Source organism: Methanothermobacter sp. DP (genome assembly GCF_026692625.1).
GTDB classification, from domain to species: Archaea; Methanobacteriota; Methanobacteria; order Methanobacteriales; family Methanothermobacteraceae; genus Methanothermobacter; species Methanothermobacter marburgensis.
In genome coordinates, this window is record NZ_CP113501.1 from 386,834 (window position 1) to 400,089 (window position 13,256).

At 48.4% G+C, this 13,256-nt stretch carries 15 protein-coding genes; 7 read left to right on the forward strand and 8 right to left on the reverse strand.

All coding sequences use genetic code 11. The features are described from left to right. Positions 1-7 precede the first annotated feature (7 nt). Both OXN82_RS02215 and OXN82_RS02220 read left to right on the forward strand, forming a co-directional pair. The gene (locus OXN82_RS02215; RefSeq protein WP_321211778.1) at positions 8-1,372 is read left to right on the forward strand and encodes an MFS transporter; all 1,365 of its coding nucleotides are present in this window, start codon (positions 8-10) and stop codon (positions 1,370-1,372) included. 238 nt (positions 1,373-1,610) lie between these two features. Further along, positions 1,611-2,306 carry a CDGSH iron-sulfur domain-containing protein gene (locus tag OXN82_RS02220; protein ID WP_231855309.1) on the forward strand — a complete coding sequence of 232 codons (696 nt, stop codon included), beginning with the start codon at positions 1,611-1,613 and terminating at the stop codon, positions 2,304-2,306. A gap of 44 nt (positions 2,307-2,350) precedes the next feature. Here OXN82_RS02220 and OXN82_RS02225 read toward each other — a convergent pair whose 3' ends face one another. The 7 genes from OXN82_RS02225 to hypE form a co-directional block, all read right to left on the reverse strand. Beyond that, positions 2,351-2,824: a hypothetical protein gene (locus OXN82_RS02225; protein ID WP_173402623.1), complete on the reverse strand. Its 474-nt coding sequence runs from the start codon at positions 2,822-2,824 to the stop codon at positions 2,351-2,353. Between the two features lie 9 nt (positions 2,825-2,833). Continuing rightward, positions 2,834-3,457 (reverse strand): energy-coupling factor ABC transporter permease, encoded by a 624-nt coding sequence (locus tag OXN82_RS02230; RefSeq protein WP_321211779.1) that lies wholly within the window; start codon positions 3,455-3,457, stop codon positions 2,834-2,836. 50 nt (positions 3,458-3,507) lie between these two features. Then, on the reverse strand, positions 3,508-3,939 hold the full coding sequence (locus OXN82_RS02235; protein WP_321211780.1) for a hypothetical protein: 432 nt from the start codon (positions 3,937-3,939) through the stop codon (positions 3,508-3,510). A 226-nt stretch (positions 3,940-4,165) separates the two neighbouring features. Beyond that, a complete protein-coding gene (locus OXN82_RS02240) occupies positions 4,166-5,443 on the reverse strand; it encodes a DEAD/DEAH box helicase (protein WP_321211781.1) in 1,278 nt (425 codons plus the stop codon). A 213-nt stretch (positions 5,444-5,656) separates the two neighbouring features. Then, positions 5,657-6,277, reverse strand: coding sequence for a 5-formyltetrahydrofolate cyclo-ligase (locus OXN82_RS02245; RefSeq protein ID WP_321211782.1), 621 nt, complete (start codon positions 6,275-6,277; stop codon positions 5,657-5,659). Between the two features lie 27 nt (positions 6,278-6,304). After that, positions 6,305-6,727 (reverse strand): RDD family protein, encoded by a 423-nt coding sequence (locus OXN82_RS02250; RefSeq protein ID WP_321211783.1) that lies wholly within the window; start codon positions 6,725-6,727, stop codon positions 6,305-6,307. 20 nt (positions 6,728-6,747) lie between these two features. After that, positions 6,748-7,758 (reverse strand): hydrogenase expression/formation protein HypE, encoded by a 1,011-nt coding sequence (gene hypE / locus OXN82_RS02255; RefSeq protein WP_321211784.1) that lies wholly within the window; start codon positions 7,756-7,758, stop codon positions 6,748-6,750. A gap of 283 nt (positions 7,759-8,041) precedes the next feature. Here hypE and OXN82_RS02260 point away from each other — a divergent pair, with 283 nt between their 5' ends. The 5 genes from OXN82_RS02260 to OXN82_RS02280 all read left to right on the forward strand — a co-directional run bounded on the left by OXN82_RS02260 (position 8,042) and on the right by OXN82_RS02280 (position 12,432). Beyond that, positions 8,042-8,425 (forward strand): 30S ribosomal protein S8e, encoded by a 384-nt coding sequence (locus OXN82_RS02260; protein ID WP_013295475.1) that lies wholly within the window; start codon positions 8,042-8,044, stop codon positions 8,423-8,425. 42 nt (positions 8,426-8,467) lie between these two features. After that, positions 8,468-9,133 carry a DNA polymerase PolB subunit 2 gene (gene polB2, locus OXN82_RS02265; protein WP_321211785.1) on the forward strand — a complete coding sequence of 222 codons (666 nt, stop codon included), beginning with the start codon at positions 8,468-8,470 and terminating at the stop codon, positions 9,131-9,133. A gap of 177 nt (positions 9,134-9,310) precedes the next feature. Beyond that, entirely contained in the window at positions 9,311-9,991 is a 681-nt protein-coding gene (locus tag OXN82_RS02270) for a TIGR02253 family HAD-type hydrolase (protein ID WP_013295477.1), read from the forward strand. A 60-nt stretch (positions 9,992-10,051) separates the two neighbouring features. Further along, positions 10,052-11,614, forward strand: coding sequence for a YifB family Mg chelatase-like AAA ATPase (locus OXN82_RS02275; protein WP_321211786.1), 1,563 nt, complete (start codon positions 10,052-10,054; stop codon positions 11,612-11,614). Further along, complete coding sequence (locus OXN82_RS02280) at positions 11,611-12,432, forward strand: hypothetical protein (RefSeq protein ID WP_321211787.1); 822 nt, start codon at positions 11,611-11,613, stop codon at positions 12,430-12,432. The genes OXN82_RS02275 and OXN82_RS02280 overlap by 4 nt, the downstream gene beginning before the upstream one ends. A gap of 6 nt (positions 12,433-12,438) precedes the next feature. Here the strand turns inward: OXN82_RS02280 and xth are convergent, their stop codons facing one another. Beyond that, entirely contained in the window at positions 12,439-13,212 is a 774-nt protein-coding gene (gene xth / locus OXN82_RS02285) for an exodeoxyribonuclease III (RefSeq protein ID WP_321211788.1), read from the reverse strand. Positions 13,213-13,256 lie beyond the last annotated feature (44 nt).

Genomic DNA, 13,256 nt, shown 5'->3' on the forward strand with positions numbered 1-13,256 from the left:
GAAATTTTTGAAAGATGATCATCTGAAGGTTTATGTGCTATGCGCAGTGACCCTCTCATCATTCCTTGCACCATTCATGGGTTCATCAATCAATGTGGCCCTCCCCCTTATGGGCGAGAGCCTTAATATGGGACCCTCCCAGCAGACATGGGTTATAATGGCATTTCTTTTAACTGCAAACGTCTTTCTACTGCCATTTGGAAGGTTATCTGAAATATACGGGATAAAGAGGCTCTTCATTTCAGGTAATATCATATTCATCACAGCATCGGTCCTCTGTGCACTGGCACCTGATGCAGCTTCAATCATCCTTTTCAGGGCATTTCAGGGAATCGGGGCCTCCATGGTACTGGTAACAAGGCTTTCCCTAATATCAATGGTGTTTCCGGCATCTGAGCGTGGCAGGGCCATAGGTGTGAATACCGCGGCAATAGATATGGGACTGTTTGCCGGTCCCATCCTGGGAGGTTTTCTGGCAGAGATCATGGGATGGGAGTCCATATTCTTATTCACGGTTCCAGTGGGAATCCTTGTTATACTCATCTCGCTATCCAGAATTGATGACGAGTGGATGGCTGGTGGAAGCAAAAAGTTCGATCTGGAGGGGTCACTCACCTACTGCACATCACTTTTTCTCTTCATTCAGGGATTCTCAACACTTGCAAGTATAAGGGGGCTTCTGCTCCTTGTTCTAAGTTTCCTGGCGTTTTCTCTCTTCATCAAGACAGAAACGCAGGCAAGGAACCCCCTCTTTAATGTTGAGTTATTCAAGAACAGAAGATTTTCCTTTTCATCCCTTGAAGCCCTCGTGGTATTCACATCAACATTTGCGGTTTCCCTGCTTCTCAGCTACCACCTCCAGTACGTCAGGGGACTCAGCCCATCTGCCAGTGGACTTATACTTATAGTTCAACCCCTCATGATGGCCCTGATCGCCCCCCTTGCAGGGAGGATGGCCGATATGGTGAAGCCCCATATTCTGACATCAGCGGGTATGGTGCTGATCTTCATGGCACTCATGGGATTTGCAGCACTGGGCCCTGATACACCTGAAACAGCAGTAATAATGGGACTCATGCTACTTGGAACTGGTATGGGACTTTTCTCATCCCCAAACACAACAAAGATTATGTGTTCAGTTAAAAGGGATCATGCCGGGGTGGCATCTGCCACGGTGACCTCCATGCGACTCATCGGCCAGGCCTTCAGCATGGGTACAGTGACACTCATCTTTGCCTTCCTGATAGGGAGTGTTTCAGTATCCCCTGCAAATTATGGCCTCCTCATGGAAAGCACAAGGATATGCTTCCTTTTATTTGGTATTATCTGTTTCATAGGTCTTGCTACAGCAATCCACAGAAACACTTATTAAATGATCTTATATTGTTTGAGAGTTAAAGGGATGATCTGGGGGTAGCCGCATCAACCGTGAGTTCGATGAGGCTTATAGGCAGATTCTGAAGGGTTACCACCATCTTTTTGATTTTTATGGGGGAGTCACATATTTTACCCTCAAGGATAAATATATTGATTAGGGAACAGGGATCTGCTTCATCATATTTGCCTTGCTATGTATGATGGGGATACCTGCTCTCTTGTGGGTGTTAAAGATGAGGATAAGGGTTCTTAAGGACGGACCATACCTTGTGGAGGGCTCGGTACCACTCTATGAGGAGGTAATTGTAACCGATGAGGATGGACACACAAGGGAATTTGTTGAGAGAAGGGAGTTCCCGCTGAAGGAGAGGTACCTCCTCTGCCGCTGTGGCGCATCAAAGAACAAACCCTACTGTGATGGAACACACACCGAGGTGGGCTTTGATGGTACCGAAACAGCATCAAGGAAGCCCTACATTGAAAGGGCGACCGTGTTCAGGGCGGGGGACCTTGAACTCACCGATGTTCCTGAACTGTGCGACCACTCAAGGTTCTGCCTAAGGGCGGGGGGTATAAGGGAACTCCTCAGGAAAGGTGACGCTGAGAGCATACAGATCGCCATTGAGGAGGCGATGATCTGCCCATCAGGGAGGCTCGTCCTGTGGGACAGGAGGACCGGGAAACCCTATGAAAGGGACTATGAAAAATCAATAGTGGTTATCCATGATAAACAGAAGAAGTGTGAGGGGCCACTCTGGGTCAGGGGAGGTATAAAAATAGAATCAGCCGATGGAAGGGAGTATGAGACCAGAAACAGGGTCACCCTCTGTCGGTGCGGTTTATCTGAGAACAAACCATTCTGTGATGGTAGCCACTGGATGAGTGCAGAGGAGAAACTTGAATTTAAGAGGAAGTGGGGTATTGAGTAGTTTTTTTGTAGAGAAAAAAAGGAAGTTTGAAACCGAGGAAATTTCTACTCCATTTTCCTTTTCATCCACAGGGCCCCTATCAAAAGGCCAACTATGACCCCTATCAGTGCCCCTGAAAGGAAGGGCGTCATAAAGCCGCCGCCCATCTTTTCTGTATTCACTGAGTTGAGTTCAAGTAGTTTCTCCCTGATTGACGCCTCATCGGCACTGCAGTACGTCACCCTGGTTGCAAGTTCTGGATGCCTCTGGAGGAAGGCCCTCACAGTGTCCTGGTAGGCAACCGCAAGTATCTTCTTGTTGGGGTTTCCAAGGGCGTGTTCCAGTTCATGCTCCACATCCGATGGGCTCTGGAAACGGTACACGGTGACGTTGACCCCGGTCTCATCGGCCACTGACCGCGCAAGTTTTCCTGTGGAGTTATCTGCTATTACAATGAATGACTCTGGGGTTATCTCCATTCCATGGGCTGAGACACCGCCGATAAGAAGAAAAATTAATATGAATGCGAACTTTTTCACATGAACCACCTAGACCTTTTCCATTTCAATGAGCTCAGGTTTCATCCTCTCAAGGAATGAGAATATGAACATGCTTGCAGCACCCTCCACGACACCCACGAATATGTAGAAGGGTATGAGTGTTGACATGAGCATTTCAGGACCTGCAACACCCGCTGCCAGGAGTATCATGATGTGGAACGCGGTTGCAATCATTATGCCCAGGAAGGTGGCTGAGAATACAGCAAGGCCCCTGTCAAGTTCACTTAGAACCCTGTAGACCCCATAGGTTCCGATTCCAAGGCTGATACCCATTGTCAGTATATTGGCCCCCATGCTGGTTATCCCCCCCATTCCAAGCATGAAGAACTGGACGAGGAGGCAGAGAACAGCAACCATAACCGCTGTGAGGGGGCCGAGTATTATGGCTGCAAGGGGTATCAGGAAGAAATGCACCGGGACACCGAAAGGTGATGGCACAGATATGGAGGATGCAACCGCAGCGGCCGCTGCAAAAAGTCCTGTTCCAGCTATCCTTTTTTCCTTTCCGGGTTTCTTTGAGAATATGTAGAAGAATATGCCAATGTTCACGAGTGCAACAGCCCAGTAGACTGCTGACTGCCACAGTGGTATGATTCCATCGGGTATATGCACTGTTGAACCTCCGTTAAGTGTTATCGAGTATATTCACTTATTTTGGATATTCAGTTGCGTGGGAACCTGAATGCGGTTAAACCAAAAACCAGGCACAGTCCTGCAAGTGCAGGTATGAATCCGTAATCTGGTTTATTCACATTAACATCTGATGTTTCTGTGGTATTCTCCCTTTCATCTGTAACGTTCTCTTCAGGCAGGGCACTGCTTTCAGCACCGGACTTTCCTGATGAATCTGATGAGTCCAATTTACTTTCATGGGTGGTTTTATGGCCACCTGATGTGCTTGCTTTGCTGCTGCTCTGACCTGAAGGCTTATTGGAAGTGCTGGATGAATCTGATGTGGTGGATGAATCTGATTTACTGTCACCTGAATCCGATGGCTCCTCAATGTAGTAACCATGGCCCGGGTGGGCCCATGCATGATGCGAGAGACCTGCAATCAGTGCAACAGTTGCTAAAATGATAAGGAACCTTCTCATTATATCACCACAGATTAGTTAAAACATCTTCAATATATAAAATCTTTTATTACTGAGAATACTTATAAGAATCTGAAAGTAATACCGAAATGGGGATGTGGTCTCAGAACTCCCATTGATGAGGAGATCTATGATCAAAGGTTAAATGCTCTATGTGATCTAGAAAATTAAAGGAATACAGGGCTGATAGATCAGCCTCTATCCATAAAATAAAAATAAGCCTCTTCTACTTTGAGGACTCCAGAACATCCAGAAGGGCATGCGAGATATCCCTGAAACTGTAACCCTCACTCACAAGGTTTCCCAGGAGCTCGGAGTCACCGTAACTCTTGGATTTAAGGTTTCTACGGAGCACCTCCACAAGGTCCTCCTCGTAACCCCTCCTTATCTCCTGTGGGGATGGCATGTTGCTCTTCTTTATCCTTTTACCTGTGAATGACTGGATTCGCCTTAACCTGTGGACCTCCCTTCCAACAACCAGTGTGAAGGATTTTCCACTTGAACCGGCACGCCCGGTACGCCCTATCCTGTGAACATAGTACTCGTTCTCGAATGGGAGATCATAGTTGACAACGACCTCCACATCGGGTACATGTATACCCCGTGCAGCAACATCAGTTGCAATGAGGAGGTTGAACCTTCCCTTCCTGAAGCGTTCCATGACACGTTCACGCTTTGACTGTGATAGGTCCCCGTGAATTTCATCCACAGAGTAACCCATACGGCTAAGCTGCTTTCTGAGCCTCTGAACCCTCCTTTTGGTGTTGCAGAATATGAGGCCCATTCTGATGTCATTGGATGTCAGTATCCAGTCAAGGAGCTCAACCTTGTCCTCCTCCCTGGTTTTGAAATAGAATTCATCTATCCTGGGGCTGTGCTTTTTCTCTACACGGAGAATCTGGGGGCTCCTCATATACCTCTCTGCGATCCCTAGCACCGGCTTTGAGATGGTTGCAGAGAACAGCAGGGTCTGTCTCCTTTCAGGTACGTGGGATAGTATCCTCTCTATGTCCTCTATGAAGCCCATGTTGAGCATCTCATCTGCCTCATCAAGCACGACCGTGGATACACTTCCAAGGTCCACGGTACCCCTCTCGATATGGTCTATGAGCCTTCCTGGTGTTGCGACTATAACATGGACACCCCTCCTGAGCTCGGCTATCTGACCTCCAATACCCTGGCCACCATAGACCGCAAGCACCCTCACATTAAGGTACTTACCTATCCTCCTTATCTCATCGGTGACCTGCAGACAGAGTTCACGGGTCGGGCAGATCACAAGTGCCTGGGGGACCCTCTCTGGTTCAAGGTTCTCAAGCAGGGGTATGGCAAAGGCTGCGGTTTTCCCGGTCCCGGTCTGGGCCTCCCCAACAACGTCCATACCATCAAGTGTAACAGGTAATGTAAGTGCCTGGATTGGGGTTGTACCCTCAAATCCCATATCATCAAGGGCCCTGTTAATCTCCCCTGAGATATCAAATTCACTGAATTTCAATTCTTTCATTTTTATCTTTTCCTCAATTCTTAAAAATCGATTATTCAATTATCAGCTGCCAGCCGGCAGATCTGAAACATGATAGCCCCAAAATTTCTGCCAGGCACATGATAATTAAAAATCAGCACATATCCATGTTGAACTCCACACTATTTAAAGTAATGGTTTTGGTGTGAATTAATTTTCAGGATTTAGTTCATTCCAAGAACCTGTAATCTGGTTTCAGACGACTCGCGGGATTTTTTCATCGAGAAATAGCCTTATAACACGCATGGGCGTCACTATCATGTTTATCCCTTCATCGTGGCCCTCAACAGGGACACTTTCAATGATCTGCAGCTCATGCACCGTTGTGGCTATGGGGGTATCCCCGCCTATGGCCCCCCGGTCCCTGAGTTCAGATATCTCCCTGTCACCGTATCCTCCCCCCTTACCAAGGCGGTTTCCCTCCAGGTCAACGGCCACGGATCCCTCAACAACAAGGTCAACCTCAGGGAATCTGCTTATGAATGAACCATACCTGTAGGCCCCCCTTATGGTTGATGCGGCTTTGGCATCTGGAACATCCCCTGAGATTAAAAGGTAACCATCCTTTATCTTCGGTGTGGGCATTACAAGGTCCTTTCCATCATCAAGGGCCAGTCTTCGTACTGGGCGCTGGGCAGAATCAGGGGATGAGAATACAACATCTGCTCTCTCCCATTCTATGGTCCTTGAGAGCCTCTCTGCGGCTGCAACTGACCCCTGAAAATCTGGTATGCGGCCATGGGGACGGCTGCTTACACCCCTATCCTTCAGGAGTTTCCAGATCCTCTCCCTGATCATGTTCTTATCCATCATCATTTTTCTCTGCAGACAGATTCAAATGGATCATAGATCCTGTTCAGCATCGTCGTCCACATTCTTCGCTGCACTGACAACCCGTGTACCTGCAATTGCGTCGAGGATCCTCAGACGATTCCTGAGGCGTCCCAGGATAACGTCCAGGATGAGGGGGAACCAGAGTATCCTTGAAAGGTTCCTTATGACAACCTGCTGCCACCTGAGTTCACCCTCCTCTGATATTACAGCGAGACCCATCATCCTCTTACCCACTGTTCCGCCATGGTACTCAAAATAGCTGAAATACAGAAGGGTTATGATGCCAAGGAGGGGGAGCCAGTACCTGTAGATTGAGAAAAGGTTCAGGAGAAGTGCTAATGGATAAAAAAGGACTGTTAAGAGGTACATCACCCCTGTAACCACAAGGAAGTCCAATGCAAATGCACAGAGCCTCTTCTTCTTAAGTTCCATAACACTCCTCCTGTATCAGATCAGCACACCCTTGGAACAGGATCAGCAACAGGGGCCTCAAGTATCCTCCTGCCTCCAAGGCTTGTTTCAAGGATCACATGACTGTCCTGATTCGCTTCACCTATTATCCTTGCGTTTTCACCGTATGGTGCCTTCCGGACGGCTCTGAGGACATCCTCAGCGTATTCAGGGTCGACACCAATGATGACCTTGCCCTCGTTGGCAACCTCATAGGGGTCGATGCCCAGCATCTCAGAGACAGCCCTCACCTCCTCCCTCACAGGGATCATGTCCTCATCAACAACCATCCCGACCCCTGATTTATCTGCGAGTTCGTTGAGGGCATTTGCTATACCGCCCCTTGTGGGGTCCTTCATTGCGGTAACACCACCAACCTCAAGGGCAGCCTCAACCATACCCCATACCGGGGCAACATCCGATTCAAGGTCGGTGTCGAATCCAAAGCCCTCACGGAAGGCCATGAGTGCCATCCCATGGTCCCCCACGCTACCTGTGAGTATGATCTTATCACCGGGCCTCAGTCCTGAGTCCCTTATTATCTCACCACGCTTCACAACACCTATACCCGTGGTTGTTATGACCATCCTGTCCAGTTTACCCCTCTCCATGACCTTGGTGTCCCCGGTTACGATTGACACCCCGGTCTCCCTGGAGACAGCGTCCATTGACTGCACGATCCTCTCAAGATCCTCGCCAGGGAACCCCTCGCTGAGGATCATTGCACTTGCAATTGCAAGGGGCCTTGCACCCATAACAGATATGTCGTTGACTGTACCTGCAACCGATATCTTACCTATGTCACCGCCGGGGAAGAAGAGGGGGTCGACTGTGTGGCCATCGGTACTCATAACTATCTCATAGTCGCCGAGGGGTATGCTTGCACCGTCGTCAAGGTCCTCGAGGCCAACTCCGCCGTTAACCCTCGTGTTATGGATATTGGATAGTATTATGTTTGATATGAGGTCCTGCATCACTTCTCCGCCTGCACCATGGGACATGCCGATCTTCATAGATTCACCTGTACAATCTCTTGCTTATAGGGTATCTTGCTGATGGTATAAAACCTTTCATTGGTGTAATCCCATATTGATTAGGGCAGAGGTTTCCATCAGGACAATATTTTATTTAAAGGAGTTAGGATAGATGGATTCAGTGATCCATAGCATACCCTGGAAGCACAATCTTTTTAAATGGGGGATCCTATACTATAGATAAATTTATCTATACCGAGTCACTGAGTTTCTTAAACTCAGCATTACTGATTCTGATAGAGACTTAGATTGAGGTGAAATAATGGCAATCTGGCAAGGTAAATCAATGAAGAAACCAAGCGGTGGAAGAGCCAAGATGAACCGCGGAAAGAGGAAATACGAACTTGGAAGGGAACCCGCCGAGACAAAGATCGGTGACAGGCGTGTCAGGATGATAAGGACACGTGGGGGCAACACCAAGGTCAGGCTCGCTGCAGATACCAAGATAAACGTTGTTGATCCTGAAACAGGTAAGGTTGAGGTTGCAGAGATAAGGAATGTTGTTGAGAACACAGCAAACCCCCACTTTGTGAGAAGGAACATCATAACAAAGGGCGCTGTTGTTGAAACCAGCCTTGGAAACGTGAGGGTCACATCCAGGCCTGGACAGGACGGCGTAATAAACGGCGTACTTATAAAGGAATAGATTTCCCACCAGAGCCCCTCAACCGGACCCATGGGGTGTTATATGTCAGATAACCTTGAGGCCGAGATACTATCCCAGGTGGAAAGGTTCCTCAAACACATAAACAGCAACCTGCCTGAGGGCATGGAGCTGGAATTTGAGGGCTTTTACAGGAGGGGCTTCTTCGTAACAAAAAAGAGATACGCCTTAATAGAGGATGACACGATTGTTGCAAAGGGTCTTGAACTTGTGAGGCGTGACTGGGCACCGATAGCTAAAAAGACCCAGCAAAAAGTTTTAATGGCCATTCTAAGAGACGGATCCCCTGAGAAGGCTAGAAAGATAATAAGGGATGTTGTACGGCGCATAAGGGGCGGCGAGGTGGAACTGGATGACCTTGCAATCCACACCCAGATAACAAGGGACCTCTCTGAGTACAAACAGATAGGCCCACATGTCATCGCCGCAAAACGATCCCTTGAGAAGGGAAGACGCATTGAGCGGGGATCCATAATCAGGTACATCATAGTTAAGGGAAGGGGCCCCATAAGTCAGAGGGCCTTCCCACTTGAGGATGCTGAGGGCCTGGAGTACGACCCGGACTATTACATTGAAAACCAGGTCATGGCCGCTGTATCAAGAATAATGTCATCTCTCGGCTACTCCACAGAGGATATAAATTCACTCTCATGTGGCGAAAGGCAGAGCAGCCTCGATGCCTTTTTCTAGAAAACAGGAACTTTATTTTTTCATCTGAGATTTCTATTGTATGTTCTGGACCTCCGCTCAGAGTTATAGGCAGAACAGTTTTACATATATTTTACATCATAATATTATCCGCAGAGAAACCAACACTGTTATAATTGATTAACTATAGAGTTTCATTACAGAGAGTAAGGTGGGAAGATGCTGAAGGCGGTTTTCTTTGATATTGATGACACCCTCTATGACACATCAGGATTTGCCAAACTTGCAAGAAAGGCTGCCCTGAATGTAATGATAGATGCGGGTTTACCCCTGACACAGGATGAGGCATACAAACTTCTGAGGGAGATAATCGCTGAGAAGGGCTCCAACTATGATAAACATTTCAATGTACTCACAAAGACGGTTTTCGGTGAGGAAAAACCCCTTCTCATTGCCCTTGGAATGATAACATACCACAACGTCAAATTCGCACTTCTCCGGCCATTCCCCAATACAACATCAACGCTCATACACCTCAAGAGCAGGGGATACAGGCTGGGGGTCATATCAAACGGTATAACAATAAAGCAGTGGGAGAAGCTGATAAGGCTCGGGATACACCACTTCTTCGATGAGGTCGTCACCTCAGATGAGGTTGGCTTTGAGAAACCAAACATAAGGATCTTTGAGGAGGCCCTCAGAAGGATGGGCTGCAAACCTGAAAGGTCCATCATGGTGGGGAACAAGTTCAATGAGGACATACTGGGGGCAACCAACGCGGGAATGTCAGCCATACTCGTCAACTCGGAGCTTACAGATGAAGAACGGGATCTCATTGAAAAGAGGGGCCTTGATGTTACGGTCATCGATGACATCAGCGAACTTAAGGAGATTCTCTAGTTAGGATCTCCACATTTATTTGGGGGGATGGACATGATTTCATGGATAGGGGGATGAGTGATGAACTGTGATGACTACTACCACGACGAAAACATGGTAGAACTCTTTGAGGAGCTGAAACAGCCAAAGACACTTGAGGAACTGGGTTTATCCTACTTCTTTGTGAGGGACCTTGTCCTGAAGATTCTTTTAACATACGGAACGGTTAAAACCCAGCGAATAACTGATATTACCGGCATACACCTGGATATAATTGAGGATGTCCTTGGCCAGATGGAGAAGGATGGTTTCTGCGCCCAGGTGGGCGGAAGCTTCCTCTTCTCCAGTGTTGAGTATACACTGACAAAGAGGGGGGTTGAGAAGGCCCGCCTTGTAATGGAGGAAAACCCTTATATTGGAATGGCCCCTGTGCCCTATGAGAGATACTTTGAGCTGATGGCTAAACAGCTCAGGAACCGTTTCCCAATAAAGATACCCCCAGAGGTTATTGAAAGGGCCTTCAGGGATGTTGTCGGCCTATCATATGCAAAGGAATGTCTTGTTGAGTCATGCACCATCGGGAAGGGGCTTTTTGTTTATGGCGCTCCGGGAACAGGTAAAACCTTCATCATAAGCAAGGCATCGGACCTTCTACCCCCCGTTGTGATTCCCCGCTTTATAGAGTTCAGCGGGAGGGTTATACAGATATATGACCCTGACTTCCACAAGCCCTGTCCCGAAGAACCGGATGACCCCCGCTGGATAAAGATACACGCCCCATTCGTTTTCACAGGTTCTGAACTGAGCCTCAATGAACTTGAGACCACCTACAATATGAATAAGGGTGTGTATGAGACATCCCCCCTGATAAAGGCCAATGGTGGAGTGCTCCTCATTGACGACCTTGGAAGGCAGAGGGATGACCATGAGGTGATCCTCAACCGCCTCATAGTGCCCCTTGAGAACAAGAAGGACGTCATATACATAAGGGGGGTTCCTGTTATATTCCACACACACTTCATCCCCGCATTCTCAACCAACCTTGATGTGAGCATAATGGACGAGGCACACCTCAGGAGGGCGCCCCTCCACATATTCCTCAGAAACCCCCCTGTTGAGAATGTTGCGGAGGTATTCAGGCGCAACCTTGATGCCACAGGTGAGGATTACGATGAAGAGGTTGTGGAAAGAATTAAGATGGTGTACACTCCAGTTGCCGATGGCGGCGAGGGCCTGCAGCCAAGCTATGCGCATGCCCGTGACCTTGCACAGATTGCCCAGGCAGTGAGGATAAACATGGAAAAGGATAGGATCGACCTTGAGGTCATTGAAAGGGCCCTTGATAAGCATGTCCTCATAGCACTCCAGAGGATGGATATCGACATCAGTCAGGTGCATCACAGTGTAAGGACATTCCGTGTTGTGACCCCTGAACCTGAGAGTGCCGAGAGGGTGCTTAAACTCTACGGTGCCCTCACGGTTGCACTGGAGGATGGGGGTGTTCTGGCGGACTTTGAGGACTCAATAAGCCCATCTCAGCTTCTGGCCCATCTGCAGGGCGAGGGTGTTTCTGTGGGAAGGGTTGAGGTGGTGGCTGAAACCAACCGTGAAATCAAGAAGGCCATACTGGAATACAGTGGATGATACTTATGGAGCCGCTCCTGGTTGATGTGCTGGTGGCTGCAGCTGTATCCCTTGGTGTCTGGACGGTACTTGAGCTCCTACCCTCATTGTTTCCCAGGGAGGCGGGGAGGCTTGCAGCACGCATCAGGCCACTCCCATCCAGTGCAGTTGAGATATCCCAGTACCTCAACCTCCTCAGAAGGGGAAGGCCATGGCAGGTCTTCCTGGCCCTTGAGGTTATAGGAGGGCTCTTCAGGATTAAGATCCGTGAACTTGAGTCCCTGAAGTATGAGGAATGGAGGGGGGAGGTTGAATCCCAGAAGGAACGAATGGAGAGGAGGGGGCTCAGTGACGATGAAATACTCCACCTTGAGGCTGGAAGGGAGATGATTCAGAACTCCAATAAAATGAATCTTAAATCAGGGGGTGGTCTTTATTCCAGCCCTGAAGAGGAGGAGTTCATAAGGATCAGAAATCATAAAAAGGACCTGTTACCTGATCTGAGGGATAAGTATTCTGATTTCAGGATATGGGCACTGAAGAACAGGGACATTCTGAGGTATGTGCAGGAGAGGGTCTTCAGAAGGGAGGAACTTGACCTTGAAAACCTGAGGGACCACAGCAGGGAATGGGCCCTCGTGAATATATGGGGGATGGAGCCACCTGAGAGTTACTCTGAGGATGAAATCCTTGAGGATATTCTCCTGTACATTGAAATAAAGGATGATAACATTATCAGTAAATTCGCCCACGGTCTGAGCAGTCACAGCGACTCCCTGAGGTACCTTGATAAGGTTATATCCGCTGTTTCAGCCTGGAAAAGGGAGGGTAGCACCTGAAGATCATTAAACCTCTATCTCAAGTCCTATTGGGCAGTGGTCTGAGCCCATCACCTCTGAGAGTATCCATGACCTTTTAACGTTCTTTGCGAACTCCTCATTCACAAAGAAGTAGTCGAGCCTCCATCCCACGTTTCTCTCACGGGCCCTGGTCCTGTAACTCCACCATGTGTACTGGCCTGGCTCCTTATTGAACATCCTGAATGTGTCAACGTACCCGTTTTCAATGAATTTGTCTATCCAGGCCCTTTCAACCGGTAGAAACCCTGATACGTTGCTGTTCTCCTTTGGCCTTGCCAGGTCTATCTCCCTGTGGGCTGTGTTGAAGTCACCGCATATCACCGTGTTCCTGCCAGCGTCCCGTTCCCTGTTGACGTCTTCGAGGAATGCGTCATAGAATTCAAGTTTGTACTTCAACCTCTCATCTGACATCTTCCCGTTGGGGAAGTATATGTTGTAGAGCAGAAAGTCATCAAAATCCGCAACCTGTATGCGACCCTCAATGTCGAATCTCTCCACACCAAAGCCCTCCCTGAGGGATTTTGGGGGTATCCTTGTGTACATGGCGACTCCACTGTATCCCTTCCTTTCTGCGGGGGTGAAGAAACTCCTGTAACCCTCGACATGCCTTAGCCTTCTGGGGAGCTGGTCGGGACTCGCCTTGGTCTCCTGAAGACATAGGATATCCGGTTTCTCGTCCATGAACCAGTCAAGGAAGCCCTTACGGTATACGGCCCTCAGACCGTTAACGTTCCAGGATATTATCTTGATTTCTGCCATGGTACCACGGGATTATTTCTGTCCTCAGCACCTTAAGTATTGAT

Excerpts from the sequence above, each read along its gene's own strand:
- OXN82_RS02220 (WP_231855309.1), top strand. The coding sequence starts at position 1,611 with ATGAGGATAAGGGTTCTTAAGGACGGACCATACCTTGTGGAGGGCTCG.
- OXN82_RS02245 (WP_321211782.1), bottom strand. The coding sequence starts at position 6,277 with ATGATGATGGATAAGAACATGATCAGGGAGAGGATCTGGAAACTCCTG.
- polB2 (WP_321211785.1), top strand. The coding sequence starts at position 8,468 with ATGTCAGATAACCTTGAGGCCGAGATACTATCCCAGGTGGAAAGGTTC.
- hypE (WP_321211784.1), bottom strand. The coding sequence starts at position 7,758 with ATGAAGATCGGCATGTCCCATGGTGCAGGCGGAGAAGTGATGCAGGAC.
- xth (WP_321211788.1), bottom strand. The coding sequence starts at position 13,212 with ATGGCAGAAATCAAGATAATATCCTGGAACGTTAACGGTCTGAGGGCC.
- OXN82_RS02270 (WP_013295477.1), top strand. The coding sequence starts at position 9,311 with ATGCTGAAGGCGGTTTTCTTTGATATTGATGACACCCTCTATGACACA.
- OXN82_RS02260 (WP_013295475.1), top strand. The coding sequence starts at position 8,042 with ATGGCAATCTGGCAAGGTAAATCAATGAAGAAACCAAGCGGTGGAAGA.
- OXN82_RS02250 (WP_321211783.1), bottom strand. The coding sequence starts at position 6,727 with ATGGAACTTAAGAAGAAGAGGCTCTGTGCATTTGCATTGGACTTCCTT.
- OXN82_RS02280 (WP_321211787.1), top strand. The coding sequence starts at position 11,611 with ATGATACTTATGGAGCCGCTCCTGGTTGATGTGCTGGTGGCTGCAGCT.
- OXN82_RS02240 (WP_321211781.1), bottom strand. The coding sequence starts at position 5,443 with ATGAAAGAATTGAAATTCAGTGAATTTGATATCTCAGGGGAGATTAAC.
- OXN82_RS02275 (WP_321211786.1), top strand. The coding sequence starts at position 10,052 with ATGAACTGTGATGACTACTACCACGACGAAAACATGGTAGAACTCTTT.
- OXN82_RS02235 (WP_321211780.1), bottom strand. The coding sequence starts at position 3,939 with ATGAGAAGGTTCCTTATCATTTTAGCAACTGTTGCACTGATTGCAGGT.